13 protein-coding genes are annotated in these 21,585 nt (G+C 73.6%); 2 read left to right on the top strand and 11 right to left on the bottom strand.

The window, feature by feature from the left end; all coding sequences use genetic code 11:
- Positions 1–166: 166 nt before the first annotated feature.
- The 6 genes from AB0398_RS00650 to AB0398_RS00625 form a co-directional block, all read right to left on the bottom strand.
- Positions 167–2,014 carry a GMC family oxidoreductase gene (locus AB0398_RS00650; RefSeq protein ID WP_366371109.1) on the bottom strand — a complete coding sequence of 616 codons (1,848 nt, stop codon included), beginning with the start codon at positions 2,012–2,014 and terminating at the stop codon, positions 167–169.
- 79 nt (positions 2,015–2,093) lie between these two features.
- Positions 2,094–3,755, bottom strand: coding sequence for a succinic semialdehyde dehydrogenase (locus AB0398_RS00645; RefSeq protein WP_366371107.1), 1,662 nt, complete (start codon positions 3,753–3,755; stop codon positions 2,094–2,096).
- 152 nt (positions 3,756–3,907) lie between these two features.
- Positions 3,908–5,761, bottom strand: coding sequence for a protein kinase (locus tag AB0398_RS00640; RefSeq protein ID WP_366371106.1), 1,854 nt, complete (start codon positions 5,759–5,761; stop codon positions 3,908–3,910).
- 114 nt (positions 5,762–5,875) lie between these two features.
- Positions 5,876–9,067: a protein kinase gene (locus tag AB0398_RS00635; RefSeq protein ID WP_366371104.1), complete on the bottom strand. Its 3,192-nt coding sequence runs from the start codon at positions 9,065–9,067 to the stop codon at positions 5,876–5,878.
- Between the two features lie 165 nt (positions 9,068–9,232).
- Positions 9,233–11,704, bottom strand: a complete 2,472-nt coding sequence (locus AB0398_RS00630) for a serine/threonine-protein kinase (RefSeq protein ID WP_366371101.1) — start codon at positions 11,702–11,704, stop codon at positions 9,233–9,235.
- A 250-nt stretch (positions 11,705–11,954) separates the two neighbouring features.
- Positions 11,955–13,661, bottom strand: coding sequence for a glycerol-3-phosphate dehydrogenase/oxidase (locus tag AB0398_RS00625; protein WP_366371099.1), 1,707 nt, complete (start codon positions 13,659–13,661; stop codon positions 11,955–11,957).
- Between the two features lie 393 nt (positions 13,662–14,054).
- Here AB0398_RS00625 and AB0398_RS00620 point away from each other — a divergent pair, with 393 nt between their 5' ends.
- Entirely contained in the window at positions 14,055–15,296 is a 1,242-nt protein-coding gene (locus AB0398_RS00620) for a nucleotide sugar dehydrogenase (RefSeq protein WP_366371097.1), read from the top strand.
- Between the two features lie 61 nt (positions 15,297–15,357).
- Here the strand turns inward: AB0398_RS00620 and AB0398_RS00615 are convergent, their stop codons facing one another.
- The 4 genes from AB0398_RS00615 to AB0398_RS00600 form a co-directional block, all read right to left on the bottom strand.
- The gene (locus AB0398_RS00615) at positions 15,358–16,482 is read right to left on the bottom strand and encodes a GuaB3 family IMP dehydrogenase-related protein (RefSeq protein WP_366371095.1); all 1,125 of its coding nucleotides are present in this window, start codon (positions 16,480–16,482) and stop codon (positions 15,358–15,360) included.
- A gap of 105 nt (positions 16,483–16,587) precedes the next feature.
- Positions 16,588–18,090, bottom strand: a complete 1,503-nt coding sequence (gene guaB / locus AB0398_RS00610) for an IMP dehydrogenase (protein ID WP_366371093.1) — start codon at positions 18,088–18,090, stop codon at positions 16,588–16,590.
- Positions 18,091–18,265: 175 nt separating this feature from the next.
- Entirely contained in the window at positions 18,266–18,868 is a 603-nt protein-coding gene (locus tag AB0398_RS00605; protein WP_366371091.1) for a sigma-70 family RNA polymerase sigma factor, read from the bottom strand.
- Between the two features lie 244 nt (positions 18,869–19,112).
- A complete protein-coding gene (locus AB0398_RS00600; protein ID WP_003948568.1) occupies positions 19,113–19,724 on the bottom strand; it encodes a response regulator transcription factor in 612 nt (203 codons plus the stop codon).
- Between the two features lie 434 nt (positions 19,725–20,158).
- Between AB0398_RS00600 and AB0398_RS00595 the strand changes: the two genes are divergently transcribed.
- On the top strand, positions 20,159–20,491 hold the full coding sequence (locus AB0398_RS00595) for a WhiB family transcriptional regulator (protein WP_366371089.1): 333 nt from the start codon (positions 20,159–20,161) through the stop codon (positions 20,489–20,491).
- A gap of 160 nt (positions 20,492–20,651) precedes the next feature.
- Here the strand turns inward: AB0398_RS00595 and AB0398_RS00590 are convergent, their stop codons facing one another.
- Positions 20,652–21,545, bottom strand: coding sequence for a LysR family transcriptional regulator (locus tag AB0398_RS00590; RefSeq protein WP_366371087.1), 894 nt, complete (start codon positions 21,543–21,545; stop codon positions 20,652–20,654).
- Positions 21,546–21,585 lie beyond the last annotated feature (40 nt).

Raw genomic sequence — 21,585 nt, 5'->3', positions numbered from 1 at the left:
GCAACCGCTACAACCAATCGCGGGGATCGCGGGTCAACCATGCAGCACCACAAAAAGCCGGAAGGGCGCTGCATTCGGAGGGGGATGCAGCGCCCTTTCCGTCGTCCCGGTCCGTGTCCGGGTCAGGCCCGGTCCGTGTCCGGGTCACGCCCGGCCCGCGTCCGGGTCACTCCTGCTTCGACGGGACCTCCAGCGGGACCTCCGGCGTGGTCCTCGACGGGATCTTCGGCATCCCCAGGAACGGCAGGCGCAGCGCGCCGAAGGCCTCGGCCGGGACCGCGGGGGACTTCGGCTCGACCGCCGCGAGCCGTACGTACCCCTCCCCCTGCTCCGGGCGCGTGTCCTCCTCGCCCTTGTTCGGCCAGAAGGACATGGCCCGCTCCGCCTGGGCGGTGATCGTCAGGGACGGGTTCACGCCGAGGTTGGCGGAGACGGCCGCCCCGTCGACGACGGAGATCCCCGGGTGGCCGAAGAGCCGGTGGTACGGGTCGATGACGCCGGACCCGGAGTCCGCGCCGATCGGGCAGCCGCCCAGGAAGTGGGCGGTGAGCGGGGTGCCCATCAGCTCGCCGACGTTGGAGCCGGCGAAGCCGTTGATCTCCTCGGCGAGGAGGGAGGCGGCCCGGGTGGCCGCCGGGATCTGGACCGGGTTCGGGGCGCCGTGGCCCTGGCGGGCCGTGAGCAGGCCCTTTCCGAGGCCGCCGGGCTTGCGGTAGGTCGTCAGGGAGTTGTCGAGGGACTGCATGACCAGGCCGATGATGGTCCGCTCCGACCACTTCCGGTTGGAGAGCGAGCGGGCGGCGAGCGTGGGGTGCCGGAGCATGTTGAGGACCCAGTTGCGCACCCGGTGGGCGCCGTAGGGCACCTGGAGGACGGTGAGGCTGCCCATCGAGTTGGAGCCCCTGCCGTACCGGACCGGCTCGATGTGGGTGTTCTCGTCGGGGTGGACGGAGGAGGTGATGGCGACGCCCCGGGTGAAGTCGGCCTTCTGGCTGCCGTGCTTCCTCCGGTAGCGGCGGTCGGTGGTCTGCGCGCCGACCAGGCCCTCGGAGTTGGTGCGGGTCAGCTCGCCGAGCCGGTCGGAGATCCGGGGCAGCAGACCGGTGTCCTTCATCCGGTGGAGCAGGGTCTGCGTGCCGTACGTGCCGGCCGCGATCACCACGCGGCGGGCGGTGAACGTGCGGCCCTTCCCCTTCTTCCGGTTGTCGGTGGGCAGGGTCTTCACGGCGAAGCCGCCGCGCGAGTCCTCGGTGACGGTGACGACGGTCGTCATCGGGTGGACGGTCGCGCCCGCCTTCTCGGCGAGGTGGAGGTAGTTCTCGTTGAGGGTGTTCTTGGCGCCGTGCCGGCAGCCGGTCATGCACTCGCCGCACTCGGCGCAGGCGCGCCGGGAGGGGCCCGCCCCGCCGAAGTACGGGTCGGGGACCTCGCCGCCCGGCTTGGTCCGCGCCTTGCCGTCGGCGTCCTCGCCGTCCCCGAAGAAGACGCCGACCGGCGCCATGTGGAAGGTGTCGCCGATGCCCATCGCCTCGGCGGCCGACTTCAGGTGCACGTCGGAGGGGGTCATCGTCGGGTTGAGCCGGACGCCCAGCATCCGCTTGGCCTGGTCGTAGTACGGCCGCAGCTCGTCCTCCCAGTCCGTGATGTCCTTCCACTGCGGGTCGTCGAAGAACGCCTTGAGCGGTACGTAGAGGGTGTTGGCGTAGTTGAGGGAGCCGCCGCCCACGCCGGCGCCCGCGAGCACCATGACGTTGCCGAGCAGGTGGATGCGCTGGAGCCCGTAGAGGCCGAGGGCGGGGGCCCACAGGAAGTTCTTCAGGTCCCAGGAGTTCTTCGGCAGGGTCTCGCGGGTGAAGCGGCGCCCGGCCTCCAGGACGCCGACCCGGTAGCCCTTCTCGGTGAGGCGGAGGGCCGTGACCGAACCGCCGAAGCCGGAGCCGACGACGAGGACGTCGTAGTCGTACGCGCCGTCCTCCGCCTGCTCCTGATTTTGGGTAGGGGGTACCGCGGTCATGGCTCTCCTCGTACGGAGTACGGAAAGGGGTGGAGGGGGAGGGGCGCGGGCCCCCGCCGCGAGCGGGGGCCCGGCGGCCTCAGCGCAGGCGCAGGGCCTTCATCGCCTTCAGGGACAGGCTCATGAACGCCGCGTACTTCTCGTCGTCCATCCCGAAGGAGGGCGCGAGCGGGATCAGCCGCTGCTGGGCGACGGTCTGGGCCTCGGTGTACTTGAGGATGCCCTCGGAGCCGTGGCGGCGGCCGAGCCCGGAGTCCTTCATGCCGCCCATCGGGGACTGCACGCTGCCGTACGCGGGCGCGTACCCCTCGTTGATGTTGACGGTGCCGGTGCGCAGCCGGGCCGCGACGGCGTGGCCGCGCCGCGAGTCCTTCGTCCAGACAGAGGAGTTGAGGCCGTACGGGGTGGCGTTGGCGAGCTCGACGACCTCGTCCTCGTCCGTGAAGCGGTAGACGGAGACGACCGGGCCGAAGGTCTCCTCGTTGCAGACGGCCATCGGGGCCTCGACGCCGTCGAGGATGGTCGGCTCGTAGAAGAGGGGGCCGACGTCGGGGCGGGCGACGCCGCCCGCGACCAGCTTGGCGCCCTTGGCGACGGCCTCCTCGACGTGCTGCTTGACGGTCTCCAGCTGCCGCTCGCCGACGAGGGAGCCCATGTCGGCCCCGTACGCGAGGGAGGTGCCGAGCCGCATCGCCTTGGTGCGGGCGGCGAACCGGGCGACGAAGTCGTCGGCGACGGACTCGTGCACGTACAGGCGCTCGATGGAGATGCAGAGCTGGCCTGCGGAGGAGAAGCAGGCGCGGACGGCGCCGGCGGCGGCCTTCTCGACGTCGGCGTCCTCCAGGACGAGCATGGCGTTCTTGCCGCCGAGTTCGAGGGAGACGCCGACGAGGCGGGCGGCGGCGCCCTGCGCGACCTCGCGGCCGGTGCGGGTGGAGCCGGTGAAGGAGACGTAGTCGGCGTGCCGGACGACCTCGGGGCCGACGACCGGGCCCTCGCCGAGGACGACCTGGAAGACCTCGGCGGGAAGACCGGCCTCGAGGAGCAGGTCACGGGCCCACAGGGCGGTGAGCGCGGTCTCGGTGTCGGGCTTCATGACGACGGCGTTGCCCGAGACGAAGGCGGGCAGCGCGTCGCCGACGGAGAGTTCGAGCGGGTAGTTCCAGGGCGCGATCTGGCCGACGACCCCGCGCGGCTGGCGCAGTTCGGTGACCTTGGTGAGGGTCGGCACGACGCCGGTGTGGTGGCGGGGGCGCAGGTAGGAGGGGGCCTTGCGGCCGTAGTGGCGGGCGGCGACGGCGACCGCCAGGACCTCCTCGTGGGCGTGCAGGCGCGCCTTGCCCGTCTCCAGCTGGATGAGGTCGAGGACCTCGGCCTGCCGTTCGAGGACCAGGTCGTGGAAGCGGAGGAGCACGGCGGCGCGGGCCCGTACCGGCGTCGCGGCCCAGACCGGCTGGGCGGCGCGGGCGCGGGCGAAGGCCTCGGCGACGTCCTCGGGGGTGGACTCGGGCAGGTCCGCCAGCTTCTCCCCGGTGAAGGGGGTGTGGTTGGCGGTCCGGCCGGAGCCGACCACGCCGCGGGAGAACCGGGCGACCAGGTCGGGCGTCACGACGTCGGCGGCGGTCCGGACGCCGGCGGGCGCGGGCGCGACCGGGTTGGTCGCCCCGGCGGGGGCGGCGGGCGCGGTGCGGGCGGTGGCGTCGGGAGCCGAAGGGGCGGCGGGGGCCTGCGAGTCCGTCATGAGGGCGAGCGTAAGCCGCCGTCCGCCCTTTGGGTACCCGTCGGTAACGCGTTTTCACCAGGGGTGCACATCGCGCCAGCGATCACTGGCACATAAGCCCTGATCAGCGGCTTACGGCTGCCGGGGGCCGGTCGCGGAGATTTTTCCGCCCTTTACCCGCCCGCCTGCTCCCCTCCCTGCTCCCCCGCTTCCCGCCAGTGCCGCAGGACGATGTCGAACTGCTCCCGGGTGGTCTCCCAGCTCGACTCCGGCGAGGACATGTAGAGGGCGTACTCGGTGCCGTCGTCGCCGTAGTACATCTGGTCGATCGCGCGCCGGGGCCCCGGGAAGGTCTTCCTCTCCGTCCAGGTGAACTCCCACAGGCAGGAGAGCGTCTGATCGCGGTAGGTGGTCGGGAGGAGCTTGATCCGGGCGTAGTCCATCCGCTTCGCCAGCACGCGCTCCAGGTCGAGCGCGTGCATGTACGGGTTCTCGAAGTCGGGGCTGCGGTCGATGCTGATCCGGATGCGGTGGTTGCCGTTGTCCGGGGTGTAGTCGATCTGGTCGCCCTCCGTCTGGCGCTTCCAGCCGTCCGGGACGAGGAGGCTGAAGCCCTCCGGGTCGTCGACGCGGTGCCAGCCGGCCGGGATCCCGGCCTTGCCGGCCTTCCCGTCGCCCCCGGCCGAGGGGGTCGGGGCCGTGGCGCTGGTCGTCCCCCTCGTGGCGCCGGTGTCGCGGTCGCCGCCCGCGTAGTTCATGGCGGCGAAGACGGCGCCGCCCGCGACGAGTCCGGCGAGCAGGGCCGCGAGGACGACGGTGCGCCGGCGGCCCCGGCCGGACGGCGGACGGGCGGGACCCGGCACCAGAGTGGAGGACGACGGGGAGACCAGGGGCGGCCGGGACCGCGAGGCCTGCGGGAGGCTCTGGGGCGGCTGGGGCCACGGGGCGGTGGAGCCGCGCGGGGCGGCCCCGGCGGTCCCCGGCTCGGGCAGGTGCCGCGTCCGGTCCGGCCGGTCGGCCGGGTGCGGCGGATGCGGCTGAGGTGCTCGGTGCGCCTGATGCACCTGGTCCGACCGGTCCGCCGTGCCCGCCTCGCCGGCCCGCGCGTTCGGGTCGCCCGCTTCCTCCGCCGGGTCCGGGTCCCCCCTGGTCACCCGCTGGGTCGGTACGTACGCCTGCGCCGACGCCGACGCGCGCCCCTCCATCGCCTCCAGGAGCATCCGCCCGACCTCGTCCGCGCGCGGCCGCCGCTCCGGGTCCTTGCGCAGCAGGGCCACGATGACGGGGGCCAGCGCCCCGGCCTTCTCCGGGTGCGGCGGCTCCTCGGTCACCACGGCCTGCATGGTGCTGATCGGGGAGGTGCGGCGGAACGGCGAGGTGCCCTCCACCGCCGTGTAGAGCGTGGCCCCGAGCGACCAGAGGTCGGAGGCGGGGCCCGGATCGCCGCCCTTCACCCGCTCGGGCGCCAGATAGTCGATGGAGCCGACGATCTCACCGGTCCGGGTGATCGTCGAGTCCCCCTCGATCGCCGCGATCCCGAAGTCGGTGATGAGGACGCGCCCGTCGCGCGCGAGCAGGATGTTGCCCGGCTTGACGTCCCGGTGCAGCACTCCGGCCGCATGCGCGGCGCGCAGCGCGCCGAGGACGTGCAGCCCGATCCTGGCCGCCTCGCGCGGCTCGATGCTGCCCGACTCCTTGGCGGCGTCGGCGAGCGAGGGCCCGTCGACGTACTGCATGACGATCCACGGGCGGTCGTCGTGTTCGAGCACGTCGTGGACGGTCACCACACCCGGATGCGTGATCCGCGCGGCCGCCCGCGCCTCCTTCTGCGTACGGGCGTGCAGCACGAGCCGGTCGGCCTCGGCGACGAACCGGCCCGCCGTCAGCTCCTTGACCGCCACCACGCGGTGCAGCACCTCGTCGTGCGCGCGCCAGACCTTGCCCATGCCGCCGCGGCCGATGGACTCGCCCAGCCGGTAGCGTCCGGCGAGCAGCAGCCCCGCCCCTGTGCCCTGTGAATGTTCCACTTGCCCCCGCCCGTTCCTTCTGACGCCAGGTTACGGAGGGGGGCACGGACCGCGAAACCTCGGGGCGGTCATAGGAACAGCACTGTGACCGGGGGCCGGTGGACCGGTCCGGGTTCAGCGGCCCGGGCGGAACGCCTTCGTGGCCTCGTCGTAGATCTCGGAGACCTTGTCCCGCTCGGTGTACGGGCCGATGACCTGGACGACGTGGTAGCGGCCGCCGTCGATCAGGGCGAGGTTGCGGACGAACACCTCGCGTCCCGTGCCGTCCAGCCACCAGTAACTGCCCGTGGCCGTCACCGTGCTGCCGATGTCGACCCGGAGCGTCCGCTCCGCGCCCGACCAGCTGGACACCCGCCACGGCTCCAGCTCGCGCTCCCTGGCGTTCTGGTACACCAGCGGGTCGGAGCCGTTGTCCTTCACGCTGTCCCGGCCGGGGACCACGATCATCGTGAAGTCGCCGCCCGTGTAGCGCACTTGCCCGGAGTCGTTGACCGGGGTGCGCCGCCAGCCGTCCGGCACCCCGATCCGGAACCCCTCCGGGTCCTGGCGCAGGGCGTACCCGGCGGCGAGCGCGGGGGCCGACGGGTCCGCCGGGGGCCGGGTCGCGGCCGGTGGGGTGGTCGCGGAGGGGCCGGCCGTGGAAGGGGTGCGGCCGGTCGGCTCCGGAGTGCCGCCGCCCGTGCCCGGCGCGGTGGTGCCGGGGGTCGGACCGCCCGTGGGCCTGCCCTGCCCGGCGGGCGCCTCCCCCTCGCGGGGCATGAAGAGCACGGCGTACGCGACGGCCCCCGCGAGCAGGAGGAAGATCAGGATCAGGAGCGTGCGCCCCAGGGCGCGCGGGGAGCCCGAGGAGCCGGAAGGGGCGCGCGAGGACCGGGGCGCGCGCGGGGCGCGCTGCGGAAGCTCCTCGTGGTACCCGGCGTCGGCCTCCTCCCGGAAATCGTCCCGTACGCGCGCGTGCTCGCGCTCTGCTCCGTACCCGGCCGCCGCGCGCGGGTCCTTGCCGCGCTTGTGACGGCGGCGGCCCGCGCCCTCCCCCCTGCGCCGCCGCCGCACCAGCTCGCCGCGCCGGCGCACGATCGGCAGCCGGGTCTCGTCGAAGGACGGCAGCGGTACGACGCCGACACCGGCGTCCGGCTCCGGCGCCGAGCGGACGAGGGAGCGCAGCCAGCCGCGCAGCTCCTCGAAGTCGGGCCGCTCGGTCGGGTCCTGACGGAGCAGCGACTCCACGACCGGGCGCAGGGGCCCGCTCTCCTCGGCGAAGGCGGGCGGCTCGGCGCAGACGAGCTGGACCAGCTCGACCGCGCTGTCCTCCGGGTAGGGGGCGTGGCCCTGGACGGCCCGGTAGAGGAGCGCGCCGAGCGCCCACAGGTCGGTGGCCGGGCCGATGGGCGCCGCGAGGCGCCAGTTCTCGTGGACGGGACCGGCCTGCTCGGGCGCCCAGCGCTCGGTGACGGCGCCGACGACCGCGATCCGGGTCTGGCGGGCCCGCTCCGCGGCGAGGCGCGTGGTCGGGCCCCCGTACGACTCGGCAGGGACCGCCGCCTCCCCCTGCCGGGGCTCCGGGACACCGGCGGGGACCGGGAGGCGGTCGGGGTCCGGGGTCGCCGCCCGGTATCCGGCGGGCAGCGCCGGGCGCCCCGAACCGGGCAGCACCGAACCGCCCCCGGCCGGTATCGGCCCGGAGCCGTCGCGCGCGGCGTGCGGGCCGTCGCTCCAGCTTCCGGTCAGCATCGCGCGCGGCGGCGGACCGTTCGGGGAACCGCCGTTGTACGGCTCGTCGCCGTCGTCCTCGTCGTCCTCGTCGTCCGCCACCCGCGCCCACCACTGCGGCTCGGGCGAACCGGCCGCCGGGGCCGTCGGCGGCGGTGGAGGCGGTGGGGGCGGGCCCTGCGGCTCCGGGGGCGCGGGACGCTGCACGGGCAGCGCTCCCGTCTCACCGAGCCGGGCGGCGGCCCGCGCGCCGGCCCGGTAGGCGGCGATGGCACCGGCCCGCGCGGCCCGTACGTCGGCGGTCGGCGGCGTGGCGGGGGGCCGCGGGCCGGCGGGGGGTGGCGCCGACTTCCCGTAGGGGTCGACGCCGTAGGCGTCGGGGCCGGGCCTCTCGTCCGGCCCCGGTTCGTCCGGTCCGTCGTCCGGTGCGTCATCGCCCTGCCCGGCCCTCTCGGGGGCCTCCAGCGCGTACGGCTCGGGACGGTGCGGCTCGGAAGGGTGCTGCCCGGGCCGGTGCTCCTCGGAGCCGTACGTCTCGGGCTCGTACGTATCGGGGCCGTACTCCCCCGACCCGTAAGCCCCTGATCCGTACGCTCCGGACCCGTACGGGGCGGGGCCGTACTCCTCGGCGGACGCGGGTCCTTCGGGCCCGTACGTCTCCGGCTCGTACGGCTCGGGCGCGTACACATCCGGCGCGTACGTCTCCGGCGCGTACGTGCCCGGCGTGTACGTCTCAAGGGCGTACGCACCGGTCCCGTGCGTCCCGTCCTCGTACACCTCGGCTTCGTCCGTCTCCGGCTCGTACGTCCCGTCCCCGTGCGCCCCGGATCCGTACGCCCCGTCCCCGTACACCTCCGACTCGTACGTCTCGTACGTCTCGGCCTCGTACACCCCCGGTTCGTACGTCTCCGGAGCGGTCTCCTCCGTCTCGTGCGACGGGGACGGTCCCGGGTGCGCGAACTCGTCGGGCAGGTCCTGTTCCGGTACCGGCGCGTAGCCGCACAGGGCCTCCTCGGCGGCGCCGACCGCGAGACCCGAGAGGACCACCCGGCCGTCGTCGCAGACGAGGACGGTCCGGGAGGTGATGTTCCGGTGCACCCAGCCGTGGGCGTGGAGCGCGCGCAGGGCGGTGAGGACGTCGGCGCCGATCTCGGCCGCCCGGTACGGATTGAGCGGCCGTTCGGCGAGGAGCGCGGCCAGTGGACGGGCCGGTACGCGTTCGCTGACTATCCACAGCGAACCGGCCTCCGCGAAGACGTCGAAGACCTGGTCCAGTAAGGGGTGGTCGGGGATCTGCGCGGCGGCCTGGGCCGCCTCGATCGCCCGGCGCACGACGGGTTCGGCGGGCCGGCGGGTGGCCCGCCCGGCGCCGCCGTGGAGGCCGGCGGGACCGCCGGGGCCGCCGGGACCGGCGCCGTCGAGCACCTCGGCGTCGACGAACTCCGGCAGCGGGACCTGACGGACCAGCACCTCCTGGCCGCTGTACGTGTCGAAGGCCCGCGTCTCCGTCAGGTCGTGTCCGTCCCCGGACCCGCCCTCCGGCGGCAGCGGCAGGCGGTAGCGGTCCGCGAGCACCCTTCCCGCGTAGTCGTGCACGACGCCTCCCCACGCCCGCGCTGTCCCCCGTGGACCCGCGGATACCCCGGAACGTGCGGGATCACGCGAGTCCGTCGGGTCCGGTCGGTCCGGTCCGGGGCCGTGCGGTCAACGGCTCTGTTCGATTGCGTACGACACCCGGTTCCCCACGATACGGGGCACCGGTCAGTCCTTGGGGCTGAACGTGGCGAACGCCGTCTCCCGCAGGGTCCGGCACTCCTCGCCGTTCCACTCGTCCGCCTTGCAGCTGACCATGATGGAGTAGCCCCGCGCGGAGTCCGCCTTGAAGCCGCGGTTGAGCACGTGGACGCGCACGCCCTTCTGGGTGCGCTCGAACTCCCAGTCGGCGACGGTCGGGTAGCCCTTGTACGAGACGGGCCGTATGCCGAGGTGCTTGTAGTCCTTGCTGGTGGCGGCCACGCCGACCTTGGCCAGCTCCCAGGCGCTCGCGGCGTTGTCCTTCGGGCTGTCGTTGTAGTCGACCTGCACGCGCGGGAAGCCGCCGTTCTCGCTGAAGATCCCGCCGAGGGAGTACCCCGGGATCGTGCTCAGTTTGAACTTCGACGGCATCGCCATGGAGAAGTGGAAGCGGTCGCTGGTGACGAGGGCGTATCCGGCGGGCAGTCGGGTGCCGGTGCCGCCGGGCTCGCCGGACGGCGTGGCGCCGTTCCCGCCGTCGGTCGTGCCCGTCGAACCGGGCGCGCCCGTCGCGCCGTCCGTGCCCGCCGAGCCGTTGTCGCCGGGCTGCGCGCCGCCCTGCTGACCCGGGTCGGTCGGGTTCTGGCCCTTGCCGCCGTCGGAGCCGCCCGAACCGTCGGAGCCCTCGCCGCCCGCGGAGGCGCCGGCCGAGGCCGTGGTGCCCTCCTTGCCCTTGCCCTGGTTGCCCTCGTCCCCTCCGCCGCCGAGGGAGACCGCCAGGATCGTCCCGAGCAGGGCGACGACCACGACCGCGGCGATGATGACGAGGGTGCGGCGCGACACGACGTCGGTCAGCGGCGCGCGGGCCGGGGTCTGCCTGCCGCCGCCCTGGACCGGCGCGGTCCTCGGCCTCGGCTCGGCCTTCACGGAGGCCGCCGCGTTGCGCACGGACTTCAGGGCGCCCCGCACCCGGTCCGCGGCCTCGTCGGGGGCTCCGGTCCGGGCGGACGCCGGAGCCGCCGGCGCCTGCTCGGGGCTCGGCGGCAGCGGTACGACCCTGGTGACCTCGGGGGAGGGCGCGGGCGCCGCCTCCGGGGCGTCGAGCACGGCCCGCAGCAGGACCCGGGCGCCGGCGTCGTCGAGGCGCTGCGCCGGGTCCTTGGCGAGGAGGCCGTAGATGACCTTCTCCAGGTCGGGGCCCGCGTTCTTCGGCGGGTCGACGGGCTCGGTCATCACCGCCGTGAGGGTGGCGATGGCGGAGCCCTTGTCGTACGGCGGGCTGCCCTCGACCGCCGCGTAGATGAGGCCGCCGAGCGACCACATGTCGGCGGCCGGGCCGGGCTTGTGGCCGCGGGCGCGCTCCGGCGAGATGTACGAGGGGGCGCCGACGAGCATGCCGGTGGAGGTGATCGAGGGGTCGCCCTCCACCTGGGCGATGCCGAAGTCGGTGAGGACGACCCGGCCGTCCTCGGCGATCAGCACGTTGGACGGCTTCACGTCGCGGTGCAGGATGCCCTCGCGGTGGGCCGAGCGCAGCACGTCGAGGATGGCGAGGCCGACCTCGGCGGCGCGCCGGGGCGTGAGCGTGCCGTCCTCGCGCACGGCGTCCGCGAGGGACTTGCCCTCGATGAGCTCCATGACGATCCACGGGCGGTCGTCCTCGTCGACGACGTCGTAGACGGTGACGGCGCCGTTGTTGCGGATCCGGGCGATGGCCTTCGCCTCGCGCAGGGTCCGGGTGATGAGGCGGCGCTTCTCGTCCTCGTCGATGCTGGTGGGGAAGCGGAGTTCCTTGACGGCGACGGTGCGGCCCAGGGTCTCGTCGACGGCGCGCCACACGGTGCCCATGCCGCCGCGGCCGAGGACCGCGCCGAGCCGGTAGCGCCCGGCGAGCAGCCTTCCTTCGCCGACGGGGGCCTTGCGGAGCCTGTCGCCGCCGCGCGCCGCGCCGGTCGCGGCCGTCCCGCGACCGCTTCCGCCGTCGCCGTCCCCGGCGCCGAACCCGGCCCGTCCGGTCGACGGCTCGGTCCCCCGCAGCCGTCCGGCCGCGCCGGCACCGTCGTCAACCGCTCCGGAACCCGTCGCGCCGTCAGACCGCGGATCCCCGTGGCCCTTCACGACCGAAACGCCCGAGCCGCCCGAAGCGGACTTCCCGCCCGCACCACGCGAACCCGACGCACCGCTCGAACCCGGCGCGTCACCCGAACCGGACTCGCCGCCCGAACCGGACTCCGCGTCCACGGCCGGCCCGGCGTCCGAAGCCGAACCGCCGTCCGCGGCCGGCCCGGCACCGGCATCCGGGGCGGCCCCGCCGCCCGGTCCCGGCTCCGCACCGTCCTCCGGGGGCTGCGCACCCCGTCCGACCTGCGCGTCCTTCGCGTCCCGCTCCGGCTCACGCGCGGCCGGGACCGTTCCTCGGTCGCCGTCGGTCGCGGCCCCCGCGGCGGCGTCCCGCCCGGGGTCCTTCGCCGTGTCCCGCGACTGCTCCGCCTCCGACATGCGTCCCCTCTGCGATCCCTGGTCTTCGCCGCGTCTGCCGCTTCCCGCGTGATGCGTTAACCCGCCCTGGAAGAGAGCCCATTGTCCCTCACCTCGGGACCGGTGGCGCCCCCGGGTCCGTACTCCGGGATGACGACGCCGCCGCACCCCTCCGAGGTTCCCGCCGGTATGCGGACGACCCGGACGCCCCGGAGGACCGGACGTTCCGTCAGTTGTCCACAGCCGTACGGGGACCGGCGCGCGAGCGCGGTCAGATGGGCACGATGTCGGGCGCCCCCAGCCGCGCCGCGTCCGCCGTCAGGTCGTCGGGCTGGCGCTGCGACTCGCGCTCGGCCTCCACCCGCTTCTCGTAGTGCTCGACCTCCTTGTCGATCTGGCGGGCGTCCCAGCCGAGGACCGGGGCCATCAGCTCCGCGCACTCGCGGGCGCTGCGCGTGCCCCGGTCGAAGGTCTCGATGGAGATCCGGGTCCGCCGGGTGAGGACGTCGTCGAGGTGGCGCGCGCCCTCGTGCGAGGCGGCGTAGACGATCTCGGCGCGCAGGTAGTCGTCGGCCGCCGGGAGGGGTTCGCCGAGCCGGGGGTCCTCGGCGATCAGGTCGAGGAGCTGCTGCGTCAGGGAGCCGTACCGGTTGAGGAGGTGCTCGACCCGCACGACGTGCAGTCCGTGCCGGGCGGCGATCCCGGCCCGCGCGTTCCACAGGGCCCGGTAGCCCTCGGCCCCGAGGAGCGGGGTGTCCTCGGTGACGCAGGGGGCGACGCGCTGGTCGAGGCCGTGGACCGCCTCGTCGACGGCGTCCTTCGCCATCACGCGGTACGTCGTGTACTTGCCGCCGGCCACCACGACCAGGCCGGGGAGCGGGTGGGCGACGGTGTGTTCGCGCGAGAGCTTACTGGTGGCCTCCGACTCGCCGGCGAGCAGGGGCCGCAGGCCCGCGTAGACACCCTCGACGTCGTCGCGGGTGAGCGGGGTGGCGAGCACGGTGTTGACGTGCTCCAGGAGGTAGTCGATGTCGGCGCTGGAGGCGGCCGGGTGGGCCTTGTCGAGGTCCCAGTCGGTGTCGGTGGTGCCGACGATCCAGTGGCGTCCCCAGGGGATCACGAAGAGGACCGACTTCTCGGTGCGCAGGATGAGCCCGGTGGTGGAGTGGATGCGGTCCTTGGGCACGACGAGGTGGATGCCCTTGGAGGCGCGGACGTGGAACTGGCCGCGCTCCCCGATGAGGGCCTGGGTGTCGTCGGTCCACACCCCGGTGGCGTTGACGACCTGCTTGGCCCGGATCTCGTACTCGGCCCCGGCCTCGACGTCCCGGACGCGCGCGCCGACGACCCGCTCGCCCTCGCGCAGGAAGCCGACGACGCGGGCGCGGCTCGCGGCGTGCGCGCCGTAGGAGGCGGCCGTGCGCACGAGGGTGGTGACGAAGCGGGCGTCGTCCATCTGGGCGTCGTAGTACTGGAGGGCGCCGACGAGGGCGTCCTTCTTGAGGCAGGGGGCGACGCGCAGGGCGCCCTGCCGGGAGAGGTGCCGGTGGGCGGGGAGGCCCCGGCCGTGTCCGGAGGAGAGCGACATCGCGTCGTACAGCGCGACGCCCGATCCGGCGTAGAACCGCTCCCAGCCCTTGTGCTGGAGGGGGTACAGGAAGGGGACCGGCTTCACCAGGTGGGGGGCGAGCCGCTCCAGGAGGAGTCCGCGCTCCTTGAGCGCCTCCCGCACCAGGGCGAAGTCCAGCATCTCCAGGTAGCGCAGGCCGCCGTGGATGAGCTTGCTGGACCGGCTGGAGGTGCCCGAGGCCCAGTCGCGGGCCTCGATGATGCCGGTGGAGAGCCCTCTCGTGACGGCGTCGAGGGCCGTTCCCGCGCCGACCACTCCGGCGCCGACGACCAGCACGTCCAGCTCGCGCTCGGCCATGGCGGCGAGCGCCTCGACGCGCTCGGCCGGTCCCAGTGTCGCTGTCCTCACGTGTGCCGCCTCCCGTCGTCCCCCGTCCGTCCCGCGCACGGGCCTCTCCGCACGCGGCTTCCCGCGTCCGGCTCCCGTACACGGCCCTTCCCGCGAGCGGGTGCGCCACCCGTCCCGAACGGATGCGCGCCCGTCCCGTGAACGGGCGCACGGCCCTTCCCGCGAGCGAGCCGGGACCGTGCGGTCCGGCTCACAGCTCGATTCTGTCCCGCCGGGGCGACTTCAGCCACCGCCTCGTCACCGGCCTGTGGACAACACTCGGTGACCTGCGGCCCCGTAATGCGACATATCGGTCATATTTACGCCTAGTCTGACATTGCGCGCGACCCGTTTCGCCCACCGGACTTGCGCGCCGCGCCCCCTACGGCTACTGGGAAGGACGGCCCACCCCCCATGCCCGCTGATCTCGCCGTCATCGGCCTCGGCCACCACGGACTCCCCCTCGCCCGTGCCGCCACCGCCGCGGGCATCGACACCATCGGCTACGACACCGACCCGCGGCCCGCCGCCGAACTCGCCGCGGGCCGCTCACCGGCCGACGGCCCCCTCACCGTCCCGGAGGTCCGCCGGATGCTCGCGGGGGGCTTCCGCCCGACCCACGACCCCGCCGAACTGGGCCGGGTCCGCACCGCCGCCCTCTGCCCCCCGACCCCCCTCGGCCCCGACCGGACCCTCGACCTCACCGCCGTCACCGACGCCGCCCGCGCGCTCGCCGGCCGGCTGCGCCCGCACACCACCGTCGTCCTGGAGTCGCCCGTCCCGCCGGGCACCACCGAGGGCCTGCTCCGCGACGTCCTCGAAACGGGCTCCGGACTGCGCGCGGGACGCGACTTCCACCTCGCGTACTCCCCCGGCCGGCTCGACCCCGGCAGCCGTACCCACGGCTACGCCGGCACCCCCAAGGTCATCGGCGGCCTCACCCCCGCCTGCACGGAGTCCGCCGCCGCCTTCTACGGACGCCTCACCGACAAGGTGGTACGCGCGCGTGGACCCCGCGAGGCCGAGACGGTCAAGCTCCTGGAGACCAACTTCCGGCACGTCAACATCGCCCTCGTCAACGAGATGTCGGTCCTCTGCCACGAACTCGGCGTCGACCTCTGGGACGTCATCCGCTGCGCCGAGACCAAGCCCTTCGGCTTCCAGGCCTTCCGCCCGGGACCCGGCGTCGGCGGCCACGGCGTCCCCGTCGACACCGTCGGCGCCCACCGTCCGCTCCGCCTGGTCGAACTCGCGGGCCAGGTCAACGAGCGCATGCCGGCGTACGTCGTGCGACGCGCCGCCGCCCTCCTCAACGAGCACGGGAAGTCGGCGCGGGGGGCCAGGATCCTGCTGCTCGGCATCACGTACAAGCCCGACCTGCCCGACCGGCAGGGCTCGCCCGCCGACGAGATCGCCCGCCGCCTGATGGACCTGGGCGCGGCCGTCAGCTACCACGACCCGTACGTCCCCGACTGGCGCGTCCGCGAACTCCCCGTCCCCCGCCCGGACTCCCTCTACGAGGCCGCCGCCCACGCCGACCTGACGGTCCTGCTCCAGCACCACCGCACCTACGACCTCCAGGGCCTCTCGGTGAAGGCGCAGCTCCTCCTCGACACCCGCGGCGCCACCCCGGCGGGCGCGGCCCACCGCCTCTGAGCGGACACGCGGAAGGGCCCCGCACCGGTCGGTGCGGGGCCCTCCTGCGGACCGGGAACGGTCAGCGCTTGTGCTGCGCGTCCGCGACCGTGACCTCGACGCGCTGGAACTCCTTGAGCTCGCTGTAGCCCGTGGTGGCCATCGCGCGGCGCAGGGCGCCGAAGAAGTTCATCGAGCCGTCCGGGGTGTGCGACGGGCCCGCGAGGATCTCCTCGGTGGTGCCGACGATGCCCAGGTCGACCAGCTTGCCGCGCGGCACGTCCTCGTGGACGGCCTCCATGCCCCAGTGGTGGCCCTTGCCGGGCGCGTCCGTGGCACGGGCCAGCGGGGAGCCGATCATGACCGCGTCGGCGCCGCAGGCGATCGCCTTCGGCAGGTCGCCGGACCAGCCCACGCCGCCGTCGGCGATCACGTGCACGTACCGGCCGCCGGACTCGTCCATGTAGTCGCGGCGCGCCGCGGCCACGTCCGCGACAGCGGTCGCCATCGGGACCTGGATGCCCAGGACGTTGCGGGTGGTGTGCGCGGCGCCGCCGCCGAAGCCGACCAGGACGCCCGCGGCGCCGGTGCGCATCAGGTGCAGGGCCGCGGTGTACGTGGCGCAGCCGCCGACGATGACCGGGACGTCCAGCTCGTAGATGAACTGCTTCAGGTTCAGCGGCTCGGCCGCGCCCGAGACGTGCTCGGCGGAGACCGTCGTGCCGCGGATGACGAAGAGGTCCACCCCGGCGTCGACGACGGCCTTGGAGAACTGCGCGGTGCGCTGCGGGGAGAGCGCGGCGGCGGTGACGACGCCGGCGTCGCGCACCTCCTTGATGCGCTTCCCGATCAGCTCCTCCCGGATGGGAGCGGAGTAGATCTCCTGGAGGCGACGGGTCGCGGCGGCCTCGTCCAGCTCCGCGATCTCGTCCAGGAGCGGCTGCGGGTCCTCGTACCGGGTCCACAGGCCTTCGAGGTTCAGGACGCCCAGGCCGCCCATCTCGCCGATCCGGATGGCGGTCTGCGGCGAGACGACCGAGTCCATGGGAGCGGCCAGGAACGGCAGCTCGAACCGGTAGGCGTCGATCTGCCAGGCGATCGAGACCTCCTTCGGGTCCCGGGTGCGCCGGCTGGGCACGACGGCGATGTCGTCGAACGCGTACGCCCTGCGGCCGCGCTTGCCGCGCCCGATCTCGATCTCAGTCACGATGTGTGGCCTTTCCCTCTATGTCTGCGCCTACCAGTATCCCCGACACACGTGGGAGGGGCGGTTCCGGCCACATCCCGGAACCGCCCCTCACCCGCGTGCGCGTTACTTCCTGCTGTAGTTCGGCGCCTCGACCGTCATCTGGATGTCGTGCGGGTGGCTCTCCTTGAGGCCCGCCGCGGTGATCCGCACGAAGCGGCCCTTGGACTCCATCTCCGCGACGGTGGCCGCGCCCACGTAGCCCATGGTCTGGCGGAGGCCGCCGACGAGCTGGTGCAGGACGTTGGAGAGCGGGCCCCGGTAGGGCACCTGGCCCTCGACGCCCTCGGGGACGAGCTTGTCGTCGGAGGAGACCTCGGCCTGGAAGTAGCGGTCCTTGGAGTAGGACCGGCCCTGGCCGCGGGACTGCATGGCGCCGAGCGAGCCCATGCCGCGGTACGACTTGAACTGCTTGCCGTTGATGAAGAGCAGCTCGCCGGGCGACTCCTCGCAGCCGGCGAGGAGGCTGCCGAGCATCACGGTGTCGGCGCCGGCGGCGAGCGCCTTGCCGATGTCGCCGGAGTACTGCAGGCCGCCGTCGCCGATCAGCGGGACGCCGGCGGCGCGGGCCGCGAGGGAGGCCTCGTAGATGGCGGTGACCTGCGGGACGCCGATGCCGGCGACCACGCGGGTGGTGCAGATGGAGCCGGGGCCCACGCCGACCTTGATGCCGTCGACGCCGGCGTCGATCAGCGCCTGCGCGCCGTCGCGGGTGGCGACGTTTCCGCCGATCACGTCGACGTCCACGCTCGACTTGATCTTCGCCATCCAGCTCAGGGCGTTGCTGTTGTGGCCGTGCGAGGTGTCGACGACCAGGAAGTCCACGCCGGCGGCGGCGAGCGCCTGGGCGCGCTCCAGGGCCTCGGGGCTGGCGCCCACGGCGGCGCCGACGAGCAGGCGGCCCTCGGAGTCCTTGGCGGCGTTCGGGTACTTCTCCGCCTTGACGAAGTCCTTGACGGTGATGAGGCCCTTGAGGACGCCCTCGTCGTCGACCAGCGGAAGCTTCTCGATCTTGTGGCGGCGCAGCAGCTCCATGGCGTCGACGCCGGAGATGCCGACCTTGCCGGTGACCAGCGGCATCGGCGTCATGACCTCGCGGACCTGGCGCTCGCGGTCGCTCTCGAAGGCCATGTCGCGGTTGGTCACGATGCCGAGCAGCTTGCCGGCGGGGGTGGTGACCGGGACGCCGCTGATGCGGAACTTGGCGCAGAGCGCGTCCGCCTCGGCGAGCGTCGCCTCCGGGTGCACCGTGATGGGGTCGGTGACCATGCCGGACTCGGAGCGCTTGACCAGGTCGACCTGGTTGACCTGGTCCTCGACGGACAGGTTGCGGTGGAGCACGCCGACGCCGCCCAGGCGGGCCATCGCGATGGCCATCCGGGACTCGGTCACCTTGTCCATCGCCGCCGAGAGCAGCGGGATGTTGACGCGGACGTTGCGCGAGATGCGGGACGAGGTGTCGACCGCGTTGGGGAGGACCTCGGAGGCTCCCGGCAGCAGCAGCACGTCGTCGTAGGTCAGCCCGAGTGTCGCGAATTTACCGGGCACTCCGTCGACGTTGGCAGTCATGACACCTTCCCAAATGGCCTTGATCGGTGCGGGATGTCCATGCTAACGGGCCCGAGCGGTGTCTCATTCCACGATCAAGATCAGCGGGCGGCTTTGGACGTTCGCACGTGGACGAAAGGGATGACGGAACCCGGCGGGGCTTACCGCCCGGCCAGGGCCGCCGAAGGCCTCGGGGTCACTGCTCGGCCAGCGCGCGGAGCCGGCTGAGGGCTCGGTGCTGGGCGACCCGGACGGCGCCGGGGGACATGCCGAGCATCTGCCCGGTCTCCTCGGCGGTGAGCCCGACGGCGACCCGCAGCACGAGCAGTTCGCGCTGGTTCTCCGGGAGGTTGGCGAGCAGCTTCTTGGCCCACTCGGCGTCGTCGCTGAGCAGCGCCCGCTCCTCGGGTCCGAGGGAGTCGTCGGGCCGCTCGGGCATCTCGTCGGAGGGCACGGCCGTGGACCCGGGGTGCCGCATGGCGGCCCGCTGGAGGTCGGCGACCTTGTGTCCGGCGATGGCGAAGACGAAGGCCTCGAAGGGCCTGCCGGTGTCCTTGTAGCGCGGCAGCGCCATCAGGACGGCGACGCAGACCTCCTGGGCGAGGTCCTCGACGAAGTGCCGGGCGTCGCCGGGCAGCCGGTTGAGGCGGGTGCGGCAGTACCGCAGGGCGAGCGGGTGCACGCGCGCGAGGAGGTCGTGCGTGGCCTGCGCGTCGCCGTCGACCGCGCGGCGGACGAGCGCGCCGATCTCCCCCCGCCCGGAAGGCACGGGGGACACCGCGGTCTCGTCGTCGCGCATCGCTCCATGGTGCCCCGACGCTTCCGCGTCCGTGGCACCGCGTCCGTAGTTGTGCACCGAAGCGTTATGAGCAGGTGCGCCGGAACCCATCTCCCGCGCCCTCCCCTCCCGCTCGATCGACTCGTCCCCGAGGAACTCCACATCTCAAGGATGCGTCATCCGGCGGGGAAGTGACACAAGCCCACCCCGTCCACCCCGCGAAGGACACGGACGGGGACGGGGATGCGGCAGGTGACCTGCGACGTCAGCGGACCAGGCCCCAGCGGAAACCGAGCGCGACGGCGTGGGCGCGGTCCGAGGCGCCCAGCTTCTTGAAGAGGCGCCGGGCGTGGGTCTTGACCGTGTCCTCGGAGAGGAAGAGCTCGCGCCCGATCTCGGCGTTGGACCGGCCGTGGCTCATGCCTTCGAGGACCTGGATCTCGCGCGCGGTGAGGGTGGGCGCGGCGCCCATCTCGGCCGAGCGGAGGCGGCGCGGGGCGAGCCGCCAGGTCGGGTCGGCGAGCGCCTGGGTGACCGTGGCCCGCAGCTCGGCGCGCGAGGCGTCCTTGTGCAGATAGCCACGGGCACCCGCGGCGACCGCGAGCGCGACGCCGTCGAGGTCCTCGGCGACCGTGAGCATGATGATGCGGGCGCCGGGGTCCGCCGAGAGCAGCCGGCGGACGGTTTCCACGCCGCCCAGACCGGGCATGCGCACGTCCATCAGAATCAGGTCCGAGCGGTCCGCGCCCCAGCGGCGGAGGACTTCCTCGCCGTTGGCCGCGGTGGTCACGCGCTCGACGCCGGGCACGGTCGCGACCGCGCGGCGGAGCGCCTCTCGGGCAAGCGGGGAGTCGTCGCAGACGAGGACGGATGTCATGCCTGACCTCCGCGGCTCTCGCAGCTGTTGCGCGTCACCTTGAGCCTCCAGGGCTGTACGTATCGTCACCTGTGCGGTTGACGCTCTCGGACACCTGCCCGAGCGCTTGTTCCTCCAACCGCCTCCGCACTCTCAACGACGGTCACCCGAAAGAGTTACGGGTCGGACGGCAGGCTTCGGAACTCTACGTGAGGGGCCGTGCGCGGAGAAGAGCGACGCGGCCCTTCCGTCCGGAGATCAAAAGGTATGCCCCATTTAGCGGGATTTCTTCCCTTTTCGAGGTGTCTGTGGCTAGATTCGCAATGAGTCATATTTACATCTACTTAGACAGTAGGTGTAACGACCCGAGCTGTCGGGGACCGGAAGGAGCCCCGGCCGTCAGCCATCAACCCGCCCACCTATCCGTTCGACACGGTTTCAAGGGGACAAGCGCAATGGCAGATTTCTCCCGCCTTCCCGGACCCAACGCCGATCTGTGGGACTGGCAACTGCTCGCGGCCTGCCGCGGGGTCGACAGCTCCCTGTTCTTCCACCCCGAGGGAGAGCGCGGCGCGGCACGGAGTGCGCGTGAGAACTCGGCGAAAGAGGTCTGCATGCGGTGCCCGGTGCGCGCGGAGTGCGCGGCACACGCACTCGCCGTGCGGGAGCCCTACGGCGTCTGGGGCGGCCTCACCGAGGACGAACGCGAAGAGCTCATGGGACGCGCCCGCAACCGTCTGATCACGACGGCGCCCACGGCCTCGACGGCCGCGCCGGCGTCCATGTGAAGGAACGTTTCTCCGGTTAGTTTCCCGCAGCCCCGAACGGCTTCGGGGTCCTGAGGCCCCGAGCGGCTCCGGGGTCCGACGAGAACCGAGATCCGAGAGCCAGGAACCGAGAACAGCGACGCCCACCGCGCCCACGCGCGTGAGGACACCGAACGGGTGCCTACGCGCGCGTGGCGGCGCGTGCCAGCTCGTCCAGCGTGGCGGCGACCGCCGGGACCTGCGCCAGGTCCGGCAGGGTCAGGGCCACGATCTCCCGCTCCACGGCGGGCTCCACGGTCACGGTCCGCGCCCCCTTGGGCCGTACGGACTCGATGGCGAGGGCCGGCAGGACGGCCACGCCCAGACCCGCCCCCACCAGGCCCACCACGGCCGGGTAGTCGTCGGTCGCGAAGTCGATGCGGGGCGTGAAGCCCGCCTCCTCGCAGACGTCCACGAGCTGGCGGCGGCAGCGCGGGCAGCCCGCGATCCAGGACTCGTCCGCCAGCTCCGCGATGCCGACCGCACCGGCCCCGGCGAGCCGGTGCCCCTCCGGGACCAGGCCCACGAGCCGGTCGGCGAGCAGCGGCCGGACGACCAGGTCGTCCCACTCGGCCCGCCCCGCCCCGTACCGGAAGGCGAGGGCGATGTCGCAGTCGCCCTCGCGGAGCATCTCGATCGAGCGGGGCGGTTCCGCCTCGACCAGGGAGACCCGGGTGCCGGGGTGCGCGGCCCGCAGGGCGGCCAGGGCGGTGGGGACGAGGGTGGAGCTGCCGCTCGGGAAGGAGACCAGGCGGACCCGGCCGGCGCGGAGCCCGGCGATCGCGGCGACCTCCTCCTCGGCGGCGGTGAGCCCGGCGAGGATGCCGGAGGCGTGGCGCACCAGGACCTCGCCCGCCTGGGTGAGGCGCATCTCGCGGCCCGTGCGGATCAGCAGCGGCGTGCCGGCGGAGGCTTCGAGCGCCTTCATCTGCTGGCTGACGGCGGGCTGGGTGCAGCCGAGTTCGCGCGCGGCGGCCGAGAAGGAGCCGGTGGCGGCGACGGCGCGCAGGACGCGGAGGTGGCGGGCCTCGATCATGGATCCAGCATAAGCGATTCTTGGGAAAGAGTTCGAATAC

Source organism: Streptomyces sp. NPDC086147 (assembly GCF_040702165.1).
Taxonomy (GTDB): Bacteria; Actinomycetota; Actinomycetes; order Streptomycetales; family Streptomycetaceae; genus Streptomyces.
The sequence above is the reverse complement of the archived record's forward strand: the minus strand, read 5'-3'. Positions and strand labels throughout refer to the sequence as shown.

Coding starts and splice junctions, on each gene's coding strand:
- AB0398_RS00620 (WP_366371097.1), top strand. CDS start 14,055: ATGCCCGCTGATCTCGCCGTCATCGGCCTCGGCCACCACGGACTCCCC.
- AB0398_RS00590 (WP_366371087.1), bottom strand. CDS start 21,545: ATGATCGAGGCCCGCCACCTCCGCGTCCTGCGCGCCGTCGCCGCCACC.
- AB0398_RS00605 (WP_366371091.1), bottom strand. CDS start 18,868: ATGCGCGACGACGAGACCGCGGTGTCCCCCGTGCCTTCCGGGCGGGGG.
- AB0398_RS00600 (WP_003948568.1), bottom strand. CDS start 19,724: ATGACATCCGTCCTCGTCTGCGACGACTCCCCGCTTGCCCGAGAGGCG.
- AB0398_RS00630 (WP_366371101.1), bottom strand. CDS start 11,704: ATGTCGGAGGCGGAGCAGTCGCGGGACACGGCGAAGGACCCCGGGCGG.
- AB0398_RS00645 (WP_366371107.1), bottom strand. CDS start 3,755: ATGACGGACTCGCAGGCCCCCGCCGCCCCTTCGGCTCCCGACGCCACC.
- AB0398_RS00595 (WP_366371089.1), top strand. CDS start 20,159: ATGGCAGATTTCTCCCGCCTTCCCGGACCCAACGCCGATCTGTGGGAC.
- AB0398_RS00650 (WP_366371109.1), bottom strand. CDS start 2,014: ATGACCGCGGTACCCCCTACCCAAAATCAGGAGCAGGCGGAGGACGGC.
- guaB (WP_366371093.1), bottom strand. CDS start 18,090: ATGACTGCCAACGTCGACGGAGTGCCCGGTAAATTCGCGACACTCGGG.